20 protein-coding genes are annotated in these 21,896 nt (G+C 33.2%); 11 read left to right on the top strand and 9 right to left on the bottom strand.

Translation table 11 applies throughout. The features are described 5' to 3' along the window. The first annotated feature begins 7 nt into the window (after positions 1 to 7). Both RM519_RS07730 and RM519_RS07725 read left to right on the top strand, forming a co-directional pair. Complete coding sequence (locus tag RM519_RS07730) at positions 8 to 1,033, top strand: helix-turn-helix domain-containing protein (RefSeq protein ID WP_311593115.1); 1,026 nt, start codon at positions 8 to 10, stop codon at positions 1,031 to 1,033. Between the two features lie 90 nt (positions 1,034 to 1,123). Then, positions 1,124 to 2,155 carry a DUF4932 domain-containing protein gene (locus RM519_RS07725; RefSeq protein WP_311593114.1) on the top strand — a complete coding sequence of 344 codons (1,032 nt, stop codon included), beginning with the start codon at positions 1,124 to 1,126 and terminating at the stop codon, positions 2,153 to 2,155. A 49-nt stretch (positions 2,156 to 2,204) separates the two neighbouring features. On the opposite strand, the gene RM519_RS07720 is transcribed toward RM519_RS07725, so the two are convergent. The 4 genes from RM519_RS07720 to RM519_RS07705 all read right to left on the bottom strand — a co-directional run bounded on the left by RM519_RS07720 (position 2,205) and on the right by RM519_RS07705 (position 8,846). Next, entirely contained in the window at positions 2,205 to 4,619 is a 2,415-nt protein-coding gene (locus RM519_RS07720; protein ID WP_311593113.1) for a sodium-translocating pyrophosphatase, read from the bottom strand. Between the two features lie 110 nt (positions 4,620 to 4,729). Next, complete coding sequence (locus tag RM519_RS07715) at positions 4,730 to 5,257, bottom strand: inorganic diphosphatase (RefSeq protein WP_311593112.1); 528 nt, start codon at positions 5,255 to 5,257, stop codon at positions 4,730 to 4,732. A 73-nt stretch (positions 5,258 to 5,330) separates the two neighbouring features. Beyond that, positions 5,331 to 7,805, bottom strand: a complete 2,475-nt coding sequence (locus RM519_RS07710) for a DUF5686 and carboxypeptidase-like regulatory domain-containing protein (protein ID WP_311593111.1) — start codon at positions 7,803 to 7,805, stop codon at positions 5,331 to 5,333. Positions 7,806 to 7,865: 60 nt separating this feature from the next. Beyond that, complete coding sequence (locus RM519_RS07705) at positions 7,866 to 8,846, bottom strand: pyruvate dehydrogenase complex E1 component subunit beta (protein ID WP_311593110.1); 981 nt, start codon at positions 8,844 to 8,846, stop codon at positions 7,866 to 7,868. A gap of 269 nt (positions 8,847 to 9,115) precedes the next feature. Between RM519_RS07705 and RM519_RS07700 the strand changes: the two genes are divergently transcribed. The 6 genes from RM519_RS07700 to RM519_RS07675 all read left to right on the top strand — a co-directional run bounded on the left by RM519_RS07700 (position 9,116) and on the right by RM519_RS07675 (position 14,516). Next, the gene (locus tag RM519_RS07700) at positions 9,116 to 9,862 is read left to right on the top strand and encodes an electron transfer flavoprotein subunit beta/FixA family protein (protein ID WP_311593109.1); all 747 of its coding nucleotides are present in this window, start codon (positions 9,116 to 9,118) and stop codon (positions 9,860 to 9,862) included. Positions 9,863 to 9,941: 79 nt separating this feature from the next. Further along, a complete protein-coding gene (locus RM519_RS07695) occupies positions 9,942 to 10,901 on the top strand; it encodes an electron transfer flavoprotein subunit alpha/FixB family protein (RefSeq protein WP_311593108.1) in 960 nt (319 codons plus the stop codon). Positions 10,902 to 11,005: 104 nt separating this feature from the next. Then, the gene (locus RM519_RS07690; protein ID WP_311593107.1) at positions 11,006 to 11,608 is read left to right on the top strand and encodes a bifunctional nuclease family protein; all 603 of its coding nucleotides are present in this window, start codon (positions 11,006 to 11,008) and stop codon (positions 11,606 to 11,608) included. Positions 11,609 to 11,643: 35 nt separating this feature from the next. Next, positions 11,644 to 13,011 (top strand): NupC/NupG family nucleoside CNT transporter, encoded by a 1,368-nt coding sequence (locus tag RM519_RS07685; protein WP_311593307.1) that lies wholly within the window; start codon positions 11,644 to 11,646, stop codon positions 13,009 to 13,011. Between the two features lie 170 nt (positions 13,012 to 13,181). Beyond that, the gene (locus RM519_RS07680; protein ID WP_311593105.1) at positions 13,182 to 14,006 is read left to right on the top strand and encodes a thymidylate synthase; all 825 of its coding nucleotides are present in this window, start codon (positions 13,182 to 13,184) and stop codon (positions 14,004 to 14,006) included. A gap of 27 nt (positions 14,007 to 14,033) precedes the next feature. Next, positions 14,034 to 14,516, top strand: coding sequence for a dihydrofolate reductase (locus tag RM519_RS07675; RefSeq protein WP_311593306.1), 483 nt, complete (start codon positions 14,034 to 14,036; stop codon positions 14,514 to 14,516). Between the two features lie 45 nt (positions 14,517 to 14,561). Here the strand turns inward: RM519_RS07675 and RM519_RS07670 are convergent, their stop codons facing one another. After that, positions 14,562 to 15,155, bottom strand: coding sequence for a T9SS type A sorting domain-containing protein (locus tag RM519_RS07670; RefSeq protein WP_311593104.1), 594 nt, complete (start codon positions 15,153 to 15,155; stop codon positions 14,562 to 14,564). Between the two features lie 200 nt (positions 15,156 to 15,355). On the opposite strand from RM519_RS07670, the gene RM519_RS07665 reads away from it, so the two are divergent. Next, entirely contained in the window at positions 15,356 to 16,231 is an 876-nt protein-coding gene (locus tag RM519_RS07665) for an AraC family transcriptional regulator (RefSeq protein ID WP_311593103.1), read from the top strand. Between the two features lie 244 nt (positions 16,232 to 16,475). Here RM519_RS07665 and sppA read toward each other — a convergent pair whose 3' ends face one another. Beyond that, complete coding sequence (gene sppA / locus RM519_RS07660) at positions 16,476 to 18,227, bottom strand: signal peptide peptidase SppA (RefSeq protein WP_311593102.1); 1,752 nt, start codon at positions 18,225 to 18,227, stop codon at positions 16,476 to 16,478. Between the two features lie 105 nt (positions 18,228 to 18,332). Here sppA and folK point away from each other — a divergent pair, with 105 nt between their 5' ends. Beyond that, complete coding sequence (gene folK, locus RM519_RS07655) at positions 18,333 to 19,457, top strand: 2-amino-4-hydroxy-6-hydroxymethyldihydropteridine diphosphokinase (protein ID WP_311593101.1); 1,125 nt, start codon at positions 18,333 to 18,335, stop codon at positions 19,455 to 19,457. Positions 19,458 to 19,478: 21 nt separating this feature from the next. On the opposite strand, the gene gldC is transcribed toward folK, so the two are convergent. Both gldC and gldB read right to left on the bottom strand, forming a co-directional pair. Beyond that, complete coding sequence (gldC, locus tag RM519_RS07650) at positions 19,479 to 19,814, bottom strand: gliding motility protein GldC (RefSeq protein WP_311593100.1); 336 nt, start codon at positions 19,812 to 19,814, stop codon at positions 19,479 to 19,481. Positions 19,815 to 19,820: 6 nt separating this feature from the next. Continuing rightward, positions 19,821 to 20,804: a gliding motility lipoprotein GldB gene (gldB, locus tag RM519_RS07645; protein WP_311593099.1), complete on the bottom strand. Its 984-nt coding sequence runs from the start codon at positions 20,802 to 20,804 to the stop codon at positions 19,821 to 19,823. Positions 20,805 to 20,840: 36 nt separating this feature from the next. Between gldB and nadE the strand changes: the two genes are divergently transcribed. After that, positions 20,841 to 21,629: an NAD(+) synthase gene (gene nadE, locus RM519_RS07640; RefSeq protein WP_311593098.1), complete on the top strand. Its 789-nt coding sequence runs from the start codon at positions 20,841 to 20,843 to the stop codon at positions 21,627 to 21,629. On the opposite strand, the gene RM519_RS07635 is transcribed toward nadE, so the two are convergent. Then, entirely contained in the window at positions 21,613 to 21,753 is a 141-nt protein-coding gene (locus RM519_RS07635; protein WP_311593097.1) for a hypothetical protein, read from the bottom strand. The two genes, nadE and RM519_RS07635, sit on opposite strands and share 17 nt — an antisense overlap. Positions 21,754 to 21,896: the final 143 nt, after the last annotated feature.

Below are 21,896 nucleotides of genomic sequence, written 5' to 3'. Positions count from 1 at the left end.
TTGGATAATGAACGAAAGTATATTTCTTATTTCATTTGTACTTGCTAGTATGATTAGCCTATCACTACTAGCCCAAATTTTTAGAGGTCATAAATCGCATTTTTTTTTAGGAATCGTGACCTTAATTTTCTCATTTGAACTGTTATTTTCTTGGGGAACATTTTCTGGTTATAACGCAAATGCTGATAATTTTCCTATCTCACTTTTATTGTATTATACGATAATTCCTCCTTCGCTGTGGATATTTGTACAATTGAATACAAATGATAATTTCAAGATTAATAAATGGCAACTTGCTTTATTTCTTCCTTTTCTGATTGAAGTTTCATTACAAACTCTTTCCTATCATGGAATACTCATTTTAAGAGAAAACCTTTTATGGATAATTTTGTCGGAGTATATTCCATTAGTTTGGATGACAGGAGTTATGATTAGTTTTTGGATTAAAACTTCTCAATCTAATCAGTTGTTTAAATTTAAGGGTAAAGGAGTTATTTCGAATTTTAGATTTTTCTCTTTAATGTGTAGTCTTTCGCTTTTAAACCTTTTTTGGATTGTTTTTTCATTCATTGGCTGGCAATATTTTGAAGTTATAGAATATACGCTCATTTTTCTTTTCTTCACTATTGCATTCCTTATATTTTTAGAGCAACAGTCTTTTCAAATGTTTTCAAAATCAAACTCTGACTATACACATTTCAACGATGAACAAACTTTACAAATAATCGAATCATTAATGGAGAACAAAAAGCCATTTCTGAAGCCTCATTTTCCAATAAAAGAATTAGCGCAAGAAATACAAATACCATCAAGATATATTTCTTTTCTCATCAATCACAAACTGAACAAAAACTATAAGGAGTACATCAATTCCTACCGTGTTGAATATTTTCTAACGAAAGCTCAATCGAAAGAAATAAGTACTAAAACCATATTAGCACTAGCACTAGAATCTGGATTTAACTCAAAATCTACGTTCAATACTGTCTTCAAATCGCAAACGGGTAAAACCCCATCCGAATACTTAAAATAAGTGCCATAACGTGAAATAAAACGTCCTGAAACGTGTTTCCGGTCGATAGTAATTAAGATTATGATTTTATTTGCTCTAAAATTTAATCATATGAAAACATTAAAAATCCTTTTATTTCTATTCCTTTCGATTTCAATTTTTAGCCAACACAAAGAAGTAGCTATAACATTTAAAAAAAACACTGAATTATTTGGCTACATTATTGAACTAGCCGACCCCTCTGAAAATGATAAAAACAACCCCATTTATAAAATAATTCATTCCTACGAAGAAGATCTAAATAATGACTCCATGACCAAAATTTTTGAAATTGGAGGAAGTATGGGGTATGGATTTCTTGAAAACTTCTGCTATATATTGCCAGAATTACCATTTGACAACACTTTTGATATTGAAAATCATATTAGAAATATTTACGAACATTTGTCCAATGAGAAATCAATTCAACTAATTAAACTGGCTAATGCTCTTAATCAATTCGCATTAACATCTAACTTCCAAACTGTTTTCGATAATTTAGAACCATACCGTGATAAGATTCAGTTACTATTAGAAGAAAATAAACCTTCATTTGAATTATTGCAAGAATTAGAAACATTCTATAATCGAAAATTTGAAAATTATATAATAGTGCCAAGTATTACTATTTGGCCTTCAGCCGCATTTGGAGGTTTTGAAAACAATATGAAAACGGCGGTATTCACTTTAGGACCATTGGAAATTAATTTTAATTTCTCTAACAGTAAATCATTTAAGGAATTAGCAATACACGAATTTGGGCATTCATTTGTAAACGACCATGTACTGAAAAACTCTGATATTATTAAAGAAACAAACCACCTGTTTAGCCCTATGAAAGAGACCATGTACCCGCAAGGTTATCACAATTGGGAAACTTGTTTAATTGAACATTTTGTTCGAGCAGGAGAAGTCATTATTCCAGAATTGCTTAACGATGCAGAAAGTAGCAACTCATTGATGGATGAATATGTGAAGAACCGACAATTTAATTATTTACCCTTTATCGTGGAAAAACTAAAATACTATCGACTTGTTAAAAAATACACTTACAATGATGCCGTTCGACAAACATTAATTGAATTAAAAAACATTCCCCAATAAAAAAAGCCAGCAAATTGCTGGCTTTTTTTTTATTTATTCAGAATCGTGATTAGCTTTTCTTAACCACTTTTTTCTTTTCTATTTTCACTTCAATCTTATCGCCATCTTTTACTTCAGACTGTAGTTTTTCGATTTGTGCTTCAATCTCTTCTTCAGTTCCTTCAACCTTTGTAGAAACTTCAACTTTCTCGCCGTCAACTTCAGAGATAATTGTTATAGTCCCCGTTGCAACATCAGAATGTTCAGCATATACCTCAACTTTAATTTCTTTATGCATCTCTTTTGAACCTGTATGTTCGTTAGAAGAAGTACTTCCTAAAATTGGAGCAAGTACCAATCCAACTAAACATGTCAATTTAATTAAGATATTCATAGATGGTCCAGAAGTATCTTTAAATGGATCTCCAACCGTATCTCCAGTTACTGCCGCTTTATGAGCCTCAGAACCTTTAAATGTCATCTCACCATCAATTTCTACACCTGCTTCAAAAGATTTCTTAGCATTATCCCAGGCACCTCCAGCATTGTTTTGGAAGATAGCCCACATAACACCACTAACACATACACCTGCCATATAACCTCCTAACGGCTCAGCACCAAATGCCAATCCGATTATAATCGGTGTAATAATCGTAATCAATCCAGGAATAATCATTTCTCTTAATGCTGCTTTTGTAGAAATATCTACACACTTAGCATACTCAGGTGTACCAGTCCCTTCCATAATTCCAGGAATTTCTTTGAACTGACGACGTACCTCATGTACCATTTCCATGGCCGCTTTACCCACAGACTCCATTGCTAGTGCAGAGAAGATTACAGGAATCATTCCTCCTACAAATAACATTGCTAATACATCTGCCTTAAAGATGTTAATTCCATCAATACCCGTAAATGTAACATACGCTGCAAATAAAGCCAAGGCAGTTAATGCCGCTGATGCAATTGCAAATCCTTTACCAACTGCTGCAGTTGTATTACCAACTGAATCTAATATATCTGTACGTTCTCTAACGTGACTCTCTAACTCACTCATTTCTGCAACACCTCCTGCATTATCTGCAATAGGTCCAAATGCATCAATTGCTAATTGCATCGCTGTTGTAGCCATCATTGCCGATGCTGCTAATGCAACACCATAAAATCCTGCTAATTCATAAGAACCATAAATAGCTGCTGCAAATAAAATAACCGACAAGAAAGTAGATTTCATTCCTACCGCCAATCCTGCGATTATGTTCGTTGCTGCTCCAGTTCCAGAATTTTGAACAATGTCCATAACTGGCTTCTTACCTAAAGAAGTATAGTATGCTGTAACCACAGAAATTAATGCGCCTACCGCTAGTCCAATGCATGCCGCATAGAATACGTTCATTGCTGGTACAGTTACATAGCCTTCACCAAAGAATTTCATTTCCATTGTTTCTGGCAACATCCAAGTAATTAAAAAATAACTCGCTGCCAATGTCAAAATAATTGCCACCCAGTTACCTAAATCTAACGCTTTTTGAACCTGTGCCTCTTTTGCATCGTTGTTCTTAATTCCAACTAAAAATGTTCCAATAATAGACGCTAAAATTCCAACACCTGCAATTACAACAGGCAAAAGAATTGGCCCCATGTTATTGAAGTTGTCTGTAAATTGAGAACCGCTAGCTAAACTAATATCTTGAATCACGTAGTTACCTAAAACCATTGCAGCCAATACTGTAGCAACATACGAACCAAATAAATCTGCTCCCATTCCTGCAACATCTCCAACATTATCTCCAACGTTATCTGCAATTGTTGCCGGGTTACGAGGATCATCTTCTGGAATTCCCGCTTCAACTTTTCCTACTAAATCTGCACCAACATCTGCTGCTTTTGTATAAATACCTCCACCTACACGTGCAAATAATGCAATAGATTCAGCACCTAAAGAAAAACCTGCAAGTGTTTCTAACACGATGGTCATATTTTCATAAAAAGAACCATCATTCCCCATGAATTGCCCAACGAAAAACATAAATATTAAAGTTAAACCTAGTACTGCCAATCCTGCAACACCAAGCCCCATAACAGTACCTCCGCCAAATGAAACTTTTAATGCTTGAGGCAAACTAGTTTTTGCTGCTTCCGCTGTACGTGCGTTTGCATCTGTTGCAATACGCATCCCAATATTTCCTGCAAATGCCGAAAATACAGCTCCTATAATAAACGCTGGAACGATCATCCAATGTGTATGAACTCCTTCTACAGTAGTAATGAAGAATAATGCGATTGATGCGATGACAACAAAAATTGCCAACAATCGGTATTCAGCACTTAAAAAGGCCAAGGCCCCTTCTTTAATACTTTTAGAAATACTTTGCATTCTTTCATTACCGCTTGGTTGTTTTTTAACCCAAGCCATTTTAACTAGCATAAATACCAGTCCTAATACTGCCAAAGCAACTGGCACGTATATAATATTAGATTCCATATTATAGTTTTAATTAATTAAGTGGAGCAAATGTAGTAAAATAAGGGAGAATAAAAAACCTCCTAAAAGTCAAACTTTTAGGAGGTTTTAATATGCTTAATTCACATTAATTAAATGGTAAAATTTCCATTCGTTTTGTGCTCACTATTTTCATATCTTTCGATGCATTTTTCAAGGATTTCATAAGCTTCTTCAGCATTACCCCAATCTCCAACATCAACTTTTTTCTTCTCTAAATCTTTATATACTTGAAAGAAATGCTCAATTTCTTGAAGCCTATGTGGATTCAATTCAGAAATATCTCCCTTCTTACTCCAAATTGGATCCGATACAGGAACACAAACTATTTTTTCGTCTGGTCCTTTCTCATCGGCCATATGGAAAACACCAACGGCTTTTACTTCCATAACGCACATCGGAAATGTTGGCTCATGCATTAAAACCAATACATCTAATGGATCTCCATCTAAGGCTAAAGTTTCTGGAATGAATCCGTAATCTCCCGGATACATCATTGAAGAAAATAACATTCGGTCAAAACGAATTTTATTCAATTCAAAATCATACTCATACTTATTTCTACTTCCTTTTGGAATTTCTATTAAGACATCAAAAGTCTTGGTTTTGCTAATTGTCATCTTCTAAATTTTGGAGTGCAAAAGTAGTGAATATCAACAGTTAGCCAAAGTAAAATCTACTAAAATTATGTTTTTAAAAACGGAATCCAAAGGAGCCCTTGATTCCAAAATTGTTAGCGTTAGGCATATCTCTATAACTTCCCCGCCAAATAAAGTCTAAACGAAACACTTTAAATATATTTTCAATCCCTGCACTGTACTCAAAATAAACGTCTTCTGGAGCCTGATAAATAACATCGGAAGCATTGATAGCAATGTTCTCATCCGATATACTTCCCCAAACCGATTTGAATCCTACAACCTCCCTAAAGTTTAACTTTTTTAGAAAAGGAATTTTAGAGAAAAAGCGTCCGTTAAAATGATGCTCTAAGTGCACTGATGCATGAGTATCGGTAACAAAATCATAATAATCTAATAATGCGTATGTGTTCGGAATTACAAAATAGGATTGGTTACCAGGAACAACACTCAATAAACCGAGCGGTACTTCGCCAAATATTTTCCCAGTCTCAAAAGTGGTATATAGCCTACCAAAACCTCCGACTAAAAAACGCTGATGGTAATAAAATTGCAACTTATGATAATCGAAATCCGAATCGAAAAGATTTGGAAGTCCACGTGTGTAATTAACCAAAATCCTTGCGTAATCCTGATTTACGTCATTTCGCTCAACACCGTAACCGATGGTTTCTCTTTTCGGCGTCAATTGCAAGGTAAAATCAAATTCTGCTTGTTTCACCTGAGATTGAGTATCTCCGTTTTCATCAAAATAATCAAGATTAAATTCTGGAGATGCGGACTTTAAAGTCCTATATGAAATACCCGTTCTAAAGGTTACATTTTTCTTGGGTTCAGCCGTAACTAAAAAGTTAGATAAATTTATCGAGGTTAACTTATTAGAATCACCTGTGGTAAAAAATGCGGATGAAGCAAAACTACGCCCCAAAATATCATTTGTCGTGGTTAAACTCACTCCAATTTGCTCCACATCTCTACGGTTACCACCACTTAAAATAATACGGTTCTTTTTATCAACCATCCACTTACCAGACAGTCCGTATTTAACCTGATCGTCCTTAAAACCATAAGCCATATAACCTTGCAAACGCCAAGGTTCATTCCCTCCAAAATAGGTTCTTCCACCTGCCCGAATTCGAAGCCCTTCGACATCATTCATTCCAAAAGTTGAGAATATCGGTCCAAAATCGAAGTTATTGAATTCTACATAACCAGACCCCAAAATGGTAACTAGACTAGTAATTCGTTTAAATTTAGGAACGGTACTTAAAGTGTCTAACATTTTGTACACCCCTAATTCATCTTTACTCAGTTTCTCTTGTCTGTTTTCATCCCAATATGTTTCATCACGTACATAAATACTTTCATCATTTATATCCGCTTCAGCCTTATAGAAATCTTCTCCTTTGTCTTCATTGAATTTATAATTCCGGTACATAGTTGTACGCTTCCCGTACATACCTTTAGATTTTTCTTTCTTACCTATACTAAAATCAGAAAGCATAAAATCTTTCTTCAAAAGAAAAACTGAATCATTTAATACGTCATATTCTTGCTCTATATAAATATCTTTAATCCAATTAATATTTGCACTTTTATTAGCGTACATATTAATTTCTTTAACCGCGAAAGTCGAATCATTTACCCAAAAGTCACCTTTAAAAGTAAGTTCGCCCTTTCTACGTGGGTAATACACAATATTATAACACCATTTATTATCTATATACGCACTATCGGTTAATGCATAATTGTAGGTTAGTAAACCTGTTTTAGAAAGTGGACTTACAAAACTCTTGTCAAAAATTTTAATATAATTATCATAGATATTATACTCTAAATACAAGTCTTTTATATAGGCTATAACATGTTGATTCGATTCAAATCCAGAATTTTTATTACCTACTAAATCTTCTCTTTTTCTTTTAGACTTGTTATTTCCATAGGTCTTATATACAGCTTCATTAATAAATATTGGCAAATACGATTTACCCGTAACTCTTGAAGTATCTACATTATCAAAAATAAATTCCATCCCCTTATAAATCTTACGTTGCATCATAACGCTATCTATATTATTGAGGTCGAATTCTAATTTTTCATACTTCTCATATTCATATTGATCAAAAAGATTGGTTCCGTTTTGCCTCTTTTTTTCCCATATTTTTCTGAGAATTGCAACCGCTGGATTTCCTTTGTTTTTAATTCTGCCAGAATAAATGACCACCTCATCTAGTTCATCACTATCTTCTTCTAGAACTATAGCCAAATTAAGATCTCTATTTTTAACAGTTAATTGTTTTGTTTTATAACCAAGGAATGATACTTCTATCTGCGTGTAAGTCTTATCCGATTCTAAATAAAATTTTCCGTCTTCGTCTGAAACTGTACCTACAGTAGAACCAACAAAAACAACATTGGCAAATGGAATGCTTTCCCTATTTTCATCAACAACCACTCCCCCTATTTTTACTTGAGCAAAAATAGTAGTAGCGAATACTAGAAATAATATGGAAAACAGTTTCTTCTTCATAAATAAAAAAACCTTTCAAAGACTATAGTTTGAAAGGTTTTAAACGAATTTTATACGTTATTATTTTACGTACATCACTTCTTTAACCGCCTTTACAACATCTCCTGCATTTGGCAACCACTCTTCTAAAAGAACTGGTGAAAATGGTGCTGGAGTATCGGCAGTCGTTATTCTTTTTATTGGTGCATCTAAATAATCAAATGCATTCTCTTGAACTTGATATGTAATTTCAGAAGCTACACTTGCAAAAGGCCAAGCTTCTTCCAATACTACCAATCTATTTGTTTTTTTAACAGACTCGAAAATAGTAGCATGATCCATTGGGCGAACCGTTCTTAAATCAATGATTTCACAAGAAATTCCATCCTTTTCTAATTCATCTGCCGCTTTGTAAGCCTCTTTAATAATTTTACCAAAAGAAACAATAGTTACATCCGTTCCTTTTCTTTTAATATCCGCAACGCCTAAAGGTAATATGTATTCTCCTTCTGGCACTTCTCCCTTATCTCCATACATTTGCTCAGACTCCATAAAAATTACTGGATCGTCATCACGAATTGCGGCTTTTAACAACCCTTTTGCATCATATGGATTAGAAGGCACAACAACTTTTAATCCAGGTGTATTCGCAAACCAGTTTTCAAACGCTTGTGAGTGCGTTGCTCCTAACTGACCTGCAGATGCCGTTGGTCCTCTAAATACAATTGGACATGGAAACTGACCGCCACTCATTTGACGAATCTTTGCTGCATTATTTATAATTTGATCAATACCTACTAAGGCAAAGTTAAAGGTCATAAACTCTACAATTGGTCTATTACCTCCCATTGTTGACCCAACTGAAATACCTGCAAAACCAAGTTCAGCAATTGGAGCATCTATCACTCTTTTTGCCCCAAACTCATCTAACATTCCCTTAGAAGCTTTGTAGGCTCCATTGTATTCTGCAACCTCTTCACCTATTAAAAAAATAGACTCATCTCTGCGCATTTCTTCGCTCATTGCTTCGCAAACTGCCTCTCTGAATTGTATTGTCTTCATTTACTATTAATTTAAGAACGCAAAAATAAAACATTTCAGACAATTTTGAAGTCTTTTTCATTTTAAAATATGACAATAATTTAGGCTATTTAGTCCAACATTATCAATTCATATCCAATTTAATTCAAGTTAACTGATATCATATAATAAGATAGTTCATACTCCATAATTTTATAATAATTTTACTATGCATGCATAGTATTTTACGAAAAAAAGTCATAACTTCGTACCGTTATAAATCCATTATATCAATTTTAAAAACTGTTTAAATGAAAATATTAGTTTGTATAAGTCACGTTCCTGACACGACTTCAAAAATAAACTTTACAGAAAATGACTCGAAATTCGACTCGAATGGAGTTCAATTTGTGATTAATCCATATGATGAATTTGCACTTACACGTGCCATGTGGTTTAAAGAAAAACAAGGCGCTAGTGTTACCGTTGTTAACGTAGGGAGTTCAGTAACAGAGCCTACTTTAAGAAAAGCCTTAGCTATTGGCGCAGATGACGCAATAAGGGTAAATGCTGAACCTTTGGATGGGTTTTTTGTAGCCAAACAATTAGCTGAAGTTGCCAAAAATGGCGGTTATGACTTAGTACTAGCAGGTAAAGAATCTATCGATTATAATGGCGGTATGGTCCCAGGTATGATGGCCGCAATACTAGACTGTAATTTTGTAACGGCTTGCGTTGGATTAGAAGTTGAAGGATCTAGTGCTACAATTAGAAGAGAAATAGATGGAGGTAAAGAAACACTTTCTGCAGATTTACCTTTAGTAATTGGTGGACAAAAAGGATTGGTTGAAGAAAAAGACCTTAGGATACCGAATATGAGAGGAATTATGATGGCTCGCAAAAAGCCTCTAAACATTGTTGAACCGGTTGCTTTTGAAGCAACAACAACTACTGTTAGTTTTGAAAAACCGGAAGCCAAGGGTGCTTGTACAATGATAGATGCAGGGAATTTAGATGAACTTATTTCATTATTGCACAACGAAGCTAAAGTAATTTAATCAATATCCAATCGAAAAGACTTTAATCATTTAAAATTAGATGAATGATTCAAAAGTTTAGGATTAAAAAATCAGAAATATGTCAGTTTTAGTATATGCCGAGTCATCGGAAGGAAAATATAAAAAAGTAGCTTTTGAAGCTACATCATACGGTAAACAAGTTGCAGATCAACTCGGAGTTGATTTACATGTTTTAACCATAGGTGGTGAGAACCCATCTGAACTTGGTGCTTATGGAGCATCGAACATTATATCAGTTAATAATGTGACAAATAATTCGGACGCTAAAGTAGTTGCGAATGTAATTAAGGAAACTGCAAACAATAAAGGCGCAACTCTTATCATAATCGATTCAAGTGCTAATGGATTGTCTATTGCTCCGTTAGTTGCTGTTAATTTAAATGCAGGATTGGCTACAAATGTAGTTGCTGTTCCCTCTAGTACAACTCCTTTTGTAGTTAAAAGGAAGGCATTTTCTAACAAAGCATTTAACAGTACCGAAATTTCATCTGATGTGAAAGTAATTGGTCTCGCTAAAAACTCATTCGGAATACTTGAAAACAACGTAAAGGCATCTGTTGAATCATTTGATGCACCAATAATTTCGAGTGGAATAAGTTCAACTTCATTAGATAAATCAACTGGTACAGTAACAATTGCTGATGCAGATACCGTAGTTTCAGGTGGGCGTGGATTGAAAGGTCCGGAAAACTGGGGTATGATTGAAGAACTCGCCACGGTTTTAGGAGCAGCAACTGCTTGTTCTAAACCAGTTTCAGATTTGGGATGGAGACCACATAATGAACACGTTGGACAAACAGGAAAACCTGTATCATCTAATCTTTATATTGCCATTGGTATTTCAGGAGCGATTCAACATCTTGCCGGAATAAATGCATCAAAAGTTAAAGTTGTAATCAATACGGACCCTGAAGCTCCATTCTTTAAAGCTGCAGATTATGGCATCGTAGGAGATGCATTTGAGGTGGTTCCTAGCTTAATTGAAAAGTTAAAGGCTTTTAAAGCCCAAAACGCATAATTTTTGTAAATTGTGCCGCGAAGGCTGTCTAATTTTAGATTTTCTAAAGGTCTTGAATTAGACAGTTTTTTTTTGCATTATGATTAACGAAAAAACGTTCCAAATTGAGTTTAGTTAGATTAGATATAAAAGGAATTTCATATAGCCAAACACAAAGTGGTGCATATGCCTTAGTATTGAGTGAGGTTGATGGATCGCGAACACTTCCAATTGTAATTGGCGCTTTTGAAGCACAATCTATTGCAATTTCACTTGAAAAAGAAATAAAACCGCCCAGACCCTTAACACATGATCTTTTTAAAAGTTTTGCTGACAGGTTTCATATTATTATTAAACAAGTTATCATACATAAATTGGTAGATGGTGTTTTCTACTCTAGTCTAATTTGTGAAAGGGATGGGATAAAGGAAATTATAGATACTCGAACATCAGATGCTATTGCTTTGGCAACTCGTTTTGATGCACCAATATTCACCTATGAAAATATATTAGACAAAGCGGGTGTATATCTAAAATTAAAAGACGAGGAAGAGGTTGAAGAAGAAGAGTTGATTTTAGAAGATTTAATTCCTGAAACCATTGAAGAAACTTCATATTCTTCTGAAAGTTTAGAGTCGTTGAATCAAAAATTGTCGGAAGCTGTTGCTAACGAAGACTACGAATTAGCGGCTAAAATTAGAGACGAAATAAACAAAAGAAATATCTAACTTATATGAATAAAAAACTGCTTTTAACTATTGGTATGCTCTTTAGTTTTATCGTAACAAATGCTCAAGATGCAGCCCAAGCAGGTATCATTCCAAGTCAAGGCATTTCGCTTTCCTCAGTTTTAAGAGGTGTATTAGGAATGGTTTCTCTTATAGTTTTAGCCTTTCTTTTTAGTTCTAACAAAAGAGCCATTAATTGGAAAACAGTTGGAATTGGTCTTGGAATTCAGCTTTTTATTGCTATAGGTGTTCTAAAAGTTCCATTTATTCAGGTTATTTTCGAATCTATCGGTAAAATATTTGTTAAGGTTCTTGATTTTACTAGAGCTGGTAGTAAATTTTTATTCGAAGGGTTAGTTGTAGATATGGATACGTTTGGATTCATTTTTGCATTTCAAGTCTTACCAACAATTTTATTCTTTTCCGCACTAACTTCTGTATTATTTTATTTGGGCGTGATTCAATGGGTGGTAAAGGCATTTGGCTGGTTATTATCTAAACTATTAAAAATTTCTGGTGCTGAGAGTTTAAGTGTTGCAGGAAATATATTCCTTGGTCAAACCGAGGCTCCATTATTAATTAAGGCTTATTTAGAAAAAATGAATAAGTCTGAAATGCTATTGGTAATGATTGGAGGTATGGCAACAGTCGCTGGAGCGGTGTTAGCCGCTTATATTGGATTTTTAGGAGGCGACGACCCCGTATTAAGATTACAATATGCAAAGCATTTGCTAGCGGCCTCAGTTATGGCTGCACCTGGCGCAATTGTTATATCAAAAATTTTATACCCTCAAACAGAATCAATTGATACAGATGTAAAAGTATCTTCAGATAAGATTGGTTCTAATATATTAGATGCGATTGCAAACGGGACCACCGAAGGATTAAAATTGGCGGTAAATGTAGGTGCCATGTTATTAGTATTTGTTGCTTTTATTGCAATGATAAATTTTGGATTTGACAAAATAGGTCATTATACAGGAATTAATGAATGGGTAATTGCAAATACAAGTTATGATGGCTTGTCTTTAGAATTAATTTTAGGTACCGTTTTTGCGCCTTTAATGTGGTTAATTGGTATTGCCAGTGAAGATATGATGATGATGGGGCAGTTATTAGGAATTAAACTTGCAGCAAGTGAATTTGTAGGATATATACAATTAGCAGAATTAAAAGATGTGGCTAGTGCAACACATTTAACTTATAATAAGTCAATTATTATGGCTACTTATATGCTTTGTGGATTTGCAAATTTTGCATCCATAGGGATTCAGATAGGTGGAATTGGTTCTTTAGCTCCAGGTCAGCGTAAAGTATTGTCAGAATTCGGAATGAAAGCACTAATTGGTGGTACCATTGCCTCATTAATGTCTGCTACAATTGCAGGAATGATTATCGGATAATAATTATAGACATTTCCTGTTTTATCATCAATTCCAACACACTAAATTTTCGTTAATAACTTTTAATGAAATCAAAGACTTTAAGGAATCAACTCATTGGTTTTTAATTATTTTTAGCAACGAATTTTACGCGAAAAAAATCTCTTATTTTAATAGATTAAGACTCAATCATGAAACAATACTTAGACTTAATAAAGCACGTTCAAGAAAACGGTTTTGAAAAAACTGACAGAACAGGAACAGGAACCAAAAGTGTTTTTGGTTATCAAATGCGTTTTAATTTGGAACAAGGGTTTCCAATGGTTACGACTAAAAAATTGCATTTAAAGTCAATTATTCATGAATTATTGTGGTTTTTAAAAGGGGATACAAACATTGATTATCTTAAAGAACATAATGTAAAAATTTGGGATGCTTGGGCAGATGAAAATGGAGATTTAGGTCCAGTATATGGTCATCAGTGGAGAAATTGGAATAGCGATGGTATCGATCAAATTACCCAAGTCATCAATCAAATCAAAAATAATCCGGATAGTAGAAGAATGATTGTCTCTGCTTGGAACCCTAGTGTTCTACCAGATACTTCTGTTTCATTTTCTGAAAACGTTGCAAATAACAAAGCTGCGTTACCTCCTTGTCATGCATTTTTTCAATTTTATGTTGCCGATGGCAAATTGTCTTGTCAATTATACCAGCGTAGTGCAGATATATTTTTAGGCGTTCCTTTTAACATTGCTTCATACGCATTATTGGTAATGATGATGGCGCAGGTTTGTGGTTTAGGCTATGGCGATTTTGTACACACCTTTGGCGATGCACACATTTACAACAATCATCAAGAACAAATAGATTTACAGTTATCTAGAGACCCAAAACCACTACCTACAATGAAATTGAACCCTGAGATTACAGATATCTTCGATTTTACATTTGAAGATTTTGAATTGGTAGATTACAATCCACACCCAACTATTAGAGGTAAAGTTTCTGTTTAAAATATTCAAATGAACAATTCAAATCAAGTGGTTACAATAATTGCAGCCATAGCAGAAAACAATGCATTAGGCAAGAATAACGATTTAATTTGGCATTTACCAGCCGACTTGAAACGCTTTAAAAAAACAACTTCTGGCCACCATATCATTATGGGTCGAAACACTTTTGAATCTATTGGTAAACCTTTACCAAATAGGACAACGGTTATAATTACAAGAAATAAAGATTATAATGCAACTGGTTGTATAGTAGTAGACAGTTTAGATAAAGCTTTAGAAGTTGCAAAAGAGGATGAATCTCCTTTTATAATTGGTGGTGCTCAAATATATGAACAAGCCATTAATTTAGTCGATCAATTAGATATTACTGAAGTACATCATCAGTTTGAAGCAGATGTATTCTTTCCAGAAATAGACATGAGTATTTGGGAGGAAGTAAAAAGAGAACACTTCAAAAAAGATGAAAAAAACGATTTTGATTATAGTTTTATTTCATACATAAAAAAATAGGTGAGTTAAACACTCACCTATTTTTCCTTGTTATTCTAAATAAAATTACTTTTTAATTTCTTCTATAAAAGTTTCTCCTTTATATTTCAGAATAACTGAATACTCTCCTTTTAGCAATTCTCCAGTATTTATTCTTTTTCCAATAATATTCTCTCCTGTCACTAATTCACTATACAAAAGTCTGTCGTAACTATCGTAAAACTTAATATCTAAGGAATCCTCCTTGTTTAAGGATAATAGGGTAATATTCACCATATCTTGATCAACAGTTACACTTGGTTTATAAATTACTTTTTCCTCTTCCTCTAAAATCACTAATTCTTCATTAACAATTTTAAATGGTATTTTTCTAATTTTTGTTTCTCCATGAAACTCTAAAAAATAATTTCCGTTTGATAAAAACTCAAAGTTATAATTCTTAGAAAACCTTGTTGCATTTACAAGTTCTGTATATAAACTTACGCCCTCTTCATCTGTTATTTCAAAATTTACATTATCTGATAGTTGAGATAAAGTTAAATTCACAAGTTTACTTTCGATCTTCGATAATTTTATAGCCGAATTTAAATTTTCTGCATTTGATAAGAAACCAACCATTAGCGCTACTAAAACAATACTTCTTTTCATTAAATTTTTCATGATACTACTATTTAAATTTTATACTGCAAATGTATATGCAACATCCAAGTTACAAAACAGCTATATTGGTACTTTTGTATCTTATTTTACCCTGTATAATTACTAATTAATGCTTTTAGGTTAATTTAGAGTATTTTTTTGGTAAAAATGTATATATTCAAACTTCTATAATGAATTAACTTTGCATAAAATACATTCAAATGAAAACACCAAAACCAACATTTGAAAAGATTAGCCCAGAATTTGGAAGTTCACTTCGTGTTAAGCAACACAATGAACAAGTAGAAAACAACCTACCTTTTTGGCATTTTCATCCAGAGTTAGAATTAGTATACATTAACAAAGCAAAAGGGAAAAGACATATTGGTAGTCATTTGTCCTACTTTAATAATAGTCAACTCATTCTTATAGGAGCCAATTTACCTCATAGTGGCTTCACGGATAGATTTACTTCAACTGGAACTGAAACCATTGTTCAATTTCAAGAATCCTTTTTAGGTAAAGATTTTTTTGAAATCCCAGAATTGCACATGATTAAAAAATTATTTGAACGCGCTAAGAAGGGAATCGTTTTTGGTATTGAAACAAAGAAAAAATTAAATGATCAATTACTTCAGTTGAATTCAACAACTGGTTTAAAACGAATACTATTATTCATAGAAATCTTAAACGAACTTTCATTAACAGAAGATTATACAATATTAAATGCTGACGGCTATAGTTTTGAAGTTAAACCTCAAGACAATTTAAAAATCGACATCATTTTTGATCATGTAAGAAATCATTTTACACGAACTATTCCTTTAGAAGAAATTGCAAGTAAAGTCAGTATGACAGTTCCTGCATTTTGTAGATATTATAAAAAAGTAACTGGTAAAACATTTACCCAATTTGTAAACGAATTCAGAATTGTACACGCTACTAAATTATTGACCGAAAGTCACTCTAGTATTACCGAAATATGTTTTGAGTGCGGGTTCAATAACTTTTCACATTTCAATAAATTATTTAAAAAATTTACAGGAAAAAGTCCTTTAAAATATAGAAATGAAATGAAGCAGCTAGTTATTCAATAATTAATTCAAATAATTCTATACTAAAAAAGAGATACAAATTGTATCTCTTTTTCATTTTAACTAATTAACTGACTACTTAAGAATGTGAAATATTCGATAAATAGTATTTAAAACTACATTTCAAAATTACATTCAATATTCGAAAATTAACAGCTTAATTTAAACCTATTTCTAAACTATTTTAACTTCTATAATAGTAAAATATGTAAATTTAAATAGTGAAATTAAACTAAATAAAAGTATCCTATTTAATATCAATTGAATATGGAACCAATGCCTGAATTCCATCGTATTGAGAAAAATTCTTCATTTCTTTATATATTTTAAAATTGGTCTCTCCCAATTCATTTTTTATATAATTCTCTTTTAGTTTGGCAAAAGGGATCAGATTAAAGGAATCTTCAAAATCCTTTTGAAACTTTGGATATTCCGTTATTCTATATTCGGAAATATTAGCCAACTCTGAAGCTTTATCTATTGCATCATTCAAACTACCAAGTTCATCTACTAGACCATTCTCTATGGCTTCCTTTCCAGTCCAAACTCTTCCTTGTGCAACAGCATCTACTTCTTTAAAAGTCATGTTTCTACCATCTGCAACTCTATTCACAAATGTTTTGTAAATCAACTCTACCCCTTCCTTACGTTCATTATAAAAATCATTGGTCATAGGTTCGTAAAAACTGTACCCCATGGCTTGTTTATTTGTAGCTACTTGCTCGGCATTAATTCCAATATTATCTACCAAACCACTTAAATTAGGAATGGTTCCAAATACACCTATTGATCCAGTTATTGTGGTTGGCTCTGCATAAATCATTTGCGCCCCAGCAGCAATATAATAACCGCCGGAGGCAGCCATATCTCCCATTGAAACTACAAATGGTTTTTCTTGCTTTAGCAATTCCAATTCGCGCCAAATTAAATCACCCGTCAAAGCTACACCTCCTGGCGAATTCACCCTTAATACAACCGCTTTTATTTTTTTATCCTTTTTAATCTTTCTTATGGCTTTTATCATGCTCTCTTGACCAATAACGGTTTCATCTCCTTTCCCATACAACATGGTTCCTTGAGCATACAACACAGCAATTCGATTAGATGCTGTAGATCTAATTCTTCCTTTTCCTGAAGAAATATAATCCGATATACTTACATAATTGGTCTTGGCACCAACCAATTCATCTACAATCTCTTCGTATTTATCTTTATAAATGGCAGCGTTTATCATATCGAACTCCACAGCCAATTCTGTAGTTCTAGTTAATAATTCATCAGCAATATTATTTAAATCTTCAATAGTTAACCCTCTACTTGCTCCAATATCTTCTAAAAATTCTCCCCAAATTGAATGTAGGAAAGAGCTGATTTGTTCTCTATTAGCAGCACTCATTTTATTGTCTAAATAGCCTTCAACAGCACTCTTATATTTTCCATGCCTAATCACTTCCATCTTAACGCCATATTTTTCCTGAAAATCCTTATAAAATAGGCGCTCAGTAGACAAACCTCTAAAATCAACGATACCAGTTGGTGTTACATATAAAGAATCTGCAACCGAACTTAAATAGTAATTCTTTTGTGTATAAATATTGGCATAAGAAGTAACAAATTTACCGGCTTGTTTAAACTCTTCAATTTTGTTTCTGATGGATTGCGTCTGAGAAATTCCAGCATTTACCAATCCGTTAGAAATGCTAATCCCTTTAATATTATCATCTTGCTTTGCGCTTTCTATAGCATTAATAATTTTACTCAACTGCAAAGTTTTAACTGGAAACAATGTCTCAAAAGGATTGTTTGTACTCGGTACATAATCCGCAACACCATCTTCTAAATTCAATACCAAAACAGAATTGGTTTTAACCACTACTTTCTCAGATTCACTAGTAGTGGAAATCATCCAAATTAACATTAAAAAACCAAGTCCAAAAATTACGAATAAGGCAATGAATGAACCCAAACAACTGGTAAGTAGACTTCTAAAAAATTTCATGAAATATGCTGTTATATTAAGTTTTGAACATCCCTAAAAATGTTCATAATTTGAAAGACAAATATACACTTTTCTTCTAGAGGTTTCTTTTCTTTGTAGCAACGCATGAAAATTGTAAGAACCACATATTTATCAATTGGAACCAACAAAGGAGACAAAGAAGAAAACCTTCAATTAGCGGTAAATGCTATTGCAGAATCGGTTGGAGCAGTGCTCAAAATTTCTTCCATCTATAAAACTGCATCTTGGGGATTTGATGGAGACGATTTTTACAATATCTGTATTGAAGTTTCTACCAATCTTAATCCGGAAGCCTTAATATCAAAACTTTTAGGTATTGAAAAAAGTTTAGGAAGGATTAGAACAAATTCAGAAGCATACACGTCAAGAAAAATTGATATTGATATACTTCTGTTTGAAGATGAAATTATATTTTCCCCAAATTTAGTTGTTCCTCATCCTAAAATGTTACAACGAAAATTTGTAATGGTTCCTTTAACGGAAATTGCTCCGAATTTTAGACATCCAATAGAAAAAAAAACCATATTAATGAGTTTACAAGGATGCAGTGATAAAGGCGATATTGAAAAAATTGATACAGCCTTGACAAGACCAATAGCTCTATTTGAAAAGTACAATTATATTGCCATTGAAGGAAATATTGGTGCGGGTAAAACCACGCTCTCTAAAATGATAGGAGACGATTTTAATGCTAAATTGGTTTTAGAACGCTTTGCTGACAACCCTTTTTTACCAAAATACTATAAGGATATGGACCGTTATGCTTTTCCTTTAGAAATGAGTTTTTTAGCCGATCGCTACAATCAATTATCTGAAGATTTAGCACAATTCGATTTGTTTAAAAACTTTATCGTATCGGACTACTATATTTTTAAGTCGCTCATTTTTGCACAAGTTTCTTTGCATAAAGATGAATATGCCCTTTACAGAAAAATATTTGATGTAATGTATAAGGAGATTTCTAAACCAGACATTTACGTTTATTTATATCAAAACACAGAACGCTTATTAGCAAACATAAAAAAACGTGGTAGAGATTACGAGCAAGAAATTGCTCCTGAATACTTAGATAAAATTCATGCTGGTTATTCAACATTTATAAAGTCGGAAAAAGAACTTAATACGTTGGTTATTGACGTTTCAGAATTAGATTTTGTAAACAACCCTGAAGATTACAGGTATGTAATTAACAAGATTTCGGAGTATTAAACTCCTGACTAATCCAATTTATTAATTTTTCAACTCCAATTTTTCGGCAAAATAATCGCAAAAATCGCGCATAGTAGCGCTCATTTTTTCATCTTGAGTTGCTGTTTCAAAAGTATTTGCCATAGAAACTAAGGTTTGATGAAAGAATTGTTTCATTTCGTCTACAGGCATATCTTTAGTCCACAAATCTACTTTTAGTGTATCTTTTTTATTAGGATCCCAAACTGAAATTAACAAGGCTTTTGCTTCAGCATTCTTAATCGCTCCATCTTCTGCACTCCAACTCAATTCCTCCGGAATTTTGTTTTCGTCTAACCCAACTTTAAATTCTATTTTAGAGGTGCTTTGTACCGCCATCGCTTTTTATTTTCTTGGTTTGTATTTCGACTGCCTAAATATATCATCTGACGCCGTATTCATTAATTGCTGCAAAGTTACATCATTATTTTTCATATACGAGCGAACAATTTGCCAACCTATCCATTTTCCAATTCCCCCGGGTGAATCATTATCTGATGCCTGGTAAAATTTTGAAAATGGTGCTAAATCTATAAACCTGGTATTTAAAGATGCATCAGAACTATACAACAATTCATGTTCCATAAAGTATTTCCAAACGTCCGTTTCGTTAGATACTGCCCAATTGAATTTTTCTTGAGTGTATCCAATTTTTAAATAGTCATCAGCCAATGGAATCAAAACATCCAAAGCATAATAAAGTTTACCTTCGTTAATTATTTTATCTAAAAATATTCTTGAATGATGCTTCTGATAGAACGATTGAAAAATAGTTGAAGCAACCGAAACCATCATGTTTTCCTTGTTGTAATTCTGAGATATGTACTTTGGGAAACTTACATAAACTTCATTTTCAGAACCAAGAAACATATCTAAAGAAACAAACAGTAAACTATCTGCATAAATCACCGGGTATTCATAATCTAACCCCGAAATATGCGTAATTATTCTTGGTACTTTAAACTTAGGGTAATTGTATGTAATGTGCTGAAACAATGACTCAAACTCAGGTATTAGCGATTCAAAATCTCCAAAAACACTATCTGCTTTCTTATACAATAACAGGTCTTCTTCATTTTTCATTTTTTGAATCCAAACACTATCGTTCACCTCCTTTGGAAACATGAAATCGAACTTTTGTTTTAAACTTAGTAAGTCGTTCTCTGAGGCTGTATAAAATTCTTGATCAAATCTTTCAACTTGGATATCCACATCGATCTTTGCTATTTCAGGATTTATTTTTTGTTCGGTTTTACAGGACAAAAACACTAAAAACACTAAAAAAACACTAAGAATTCTTGCCATATATTTTGCTATATTTACACTCATTTTTTTACAACGCACAAAAATACTAAATAGTTTAGGATGGACTCTGAAAAAATAGTGAATCATATTGTAGATTGGTTAAAAACCTATGCCGAAAATGCAGGCGTAAAAGGATTTGTAATTGGTGTCTCAGGCGGGATTGATTCCGCACTAACATCAACCTTATGCGCAAAAACAGGTCTTCCATTGCTTTGTTTAGAAATGCCTATACATCAAGCCGAAAGTCAAGTAAGTAGAGCATTGAATCATATAAGTTGGTTACAAGATAATTTTAAAAATGTTTCTTTAACTAAGGTAAACCTAACACCGGTTTTTGACAGTTTAGTAAGTGAGTTACCATCGGTAGACAACGAAGAAGACCGTTTTATGTCATTGGCCAATACACGAGCTCGATTGCGAATGACTTCTTTATATTATTTTGCTGCTCTTCATGGCTATTTGGTTGCAGGTACTGGTAATAAAGTAGAGGACTTTGGTGTTGGATTCTATACAAAATACGGTGATGGGGGTGTAGATTTAAGTCCGATTGCAGACTTAGTTAAAACACAAGTTTATGAATTAGCAGGTCATTTAGGTGTGATTGAAGAAATTTTGAATGCAGCACCGACCGATGGGCTTTGGGGTGATGACAGAACAGATGAAGATCAGATTGGAGCATCATATCCGGAATTAGAATGGGCAATGGAAATGGATGCTTTGCAAAAACAGCATACCGACTTTGAAGGAAGGTCACTAGAAGTTTTCACAATCTATAAAAGATTGAACAACGCTAACAAGCATAAGATGAGTCCGATACCAGTTTGTGAAATACCTAAGGAGTTGTTATAATATCTAAATCCTTTAATAACATACGTATCTTTTTTTGAATACGTTGTTTGGCGCCATTTGTAAATGCAAATGGAATTCCTGTTTTCAATAAAAATACGCGGTAGTAAGTAGTTATTGTTTTCATAGCAATTTGGTTGTATTATACAATTAAAACAATTGAACCTTTAAAATCCCTACTTACAGAAATTTAAGAATCTATATTTTAATAGCACTAGAAAAGGTAAAGGCCCACATTTACATTCTTATAAAATGAAATACGGGGCAAAT

Origin of the sequence: Urechidicola vernalis (assembly GCF_031846385.1) — a bacterium.
GTDB lineage: Bacteria > Bacteroidota > Bacteroidia > Flavobacteriales > Flavobacteriaceae > Urechidicola > Urechidicola vernalis.
The sequence above is the reverse complement of the archived record's forward strand: the minus strand, read 5'-3'. Positions and strand labels throughout refer to the sequence as shown.

Bases quoted from the DNA above. Each gene is read 5' to 3' on its own strand.
- RM519_RS07730 (WP_311593115.1), top strand. From the start codon at position 8: ATGAACGAAAGTATATTTCTTATTTCATTTGTACTTGCTAGTATGATT.
- RM519_RS07725 (WP_311593114.1), top strand. From the start codon at position 1,124: ATGAAAACATTAAAAATCCTTTTATTTCTATTCCTTTCGATTTCAATT.
- RM519_RS07720 (WP_311593113.1), bottom strand. From the start codon at position 4,619: ATGGAATCTAATATTATATACGTGCCAGTTGCTTTGGCAGTATTAGGA.
- RM519_RS07715 (WP_311593112.1), bottom strand. From the start codon at position 5,257: ATGACAATTAGCAAAACCAAGACTTTTGATGTCTTAATAGAAATTCCA.
- RM519_RS07710 (WP_311593111.1), bottom strand. From the start codon at position 7,805: ATGAAGAAGAAACTGTTTTCCATATTATTTCTAGTATTCGCTACTACT.
- RM519_RS07705 (WP_311593110.1), bottom strand. From the start codon at position 8,846: ATGAAGACAATACAATTCAGAGAGGCAGTTTGCGAAGCAATGAGCGAA.
- RM519_RS07700 (WP_311593109.1), top strand. From the start codon at position 9,116: ATGAAAATATTAGTTTGTATAAGTCACGTTCCTGACACGACTTCAAAA.
- RM519_RS07695 (WP_311593108.1), top strand. From the start codon at position 9,942: ATGTCAGTTTTAGTATATGCCGAGTCATCGGAAGGAAAATATAAAAAA.
- RM519_RS07685 (WP_311593307.1), top strand. From the start codon at position 11,644: ATGCTCTTTAGTTTTATCGTAACAAATGCTCAAGATGCAGCCCAAGCA.
- RM519_RS07680 (WP_311593105.1), top strand. From the start codon at position 13,182: ATGAAACAATACTTAGACTTAATAAAGCACGTTCAAGAAAACGGTTTT.
- RM519_RS07670 (WP_311593104.1), bottom strand. From the start codon at position 15,155: ATGAAAAATTTAATGAAAAGAAGTATTGTTTTAGTAGCGCTAATGGTT.
- RM519_RS07665 (WP_311593103.1), top strand. From the start codon at position 15,356: ATGAAAACACCAAAACCAACATTTGAAAAGATTAGCCCAGAATTTGGA.
- sppA (WP_311593102.1), bottom strand. From the start codon at position 18,227: ATGAAATTTTTTAGAAGTCTACTTACCAGTTGTTTGGGTTCATTCATT.
- folK (WP_311593101.1), top strand. From the start codon at position 18,333: ATGAAAATTGTAAGAACCACATATTTATCAATTGGAACCAACAAAGGA.
- gldC (WP_311593100.1), bottom strand. From the start codon at position 19,814: ATGGCGGTACAAAGCACCTCTAAAATAGAATTTAAAGTTGGGTTAGAC.
- gldB (WP_311593099.1), bottom strand. From the start codon at position 20,804: ATGAGTGTAAATATAGCAAAATATATGGCAAGAATTCTTAGTGTTTTT.
- nadE (WP_311593098.1), top strand. From the start codon at position 20,841: ATGGACTCTGAAAAAATAGTGAATCATATTGTAGATTGGTTAAAAACC.
- RM519_RS07635 (WP_311593097.1), bottom strand. From the start codon at position 21,753: ATGAAAACAATAACTACTTACTACCGCGTATTTTTATTGAAAACAGGA.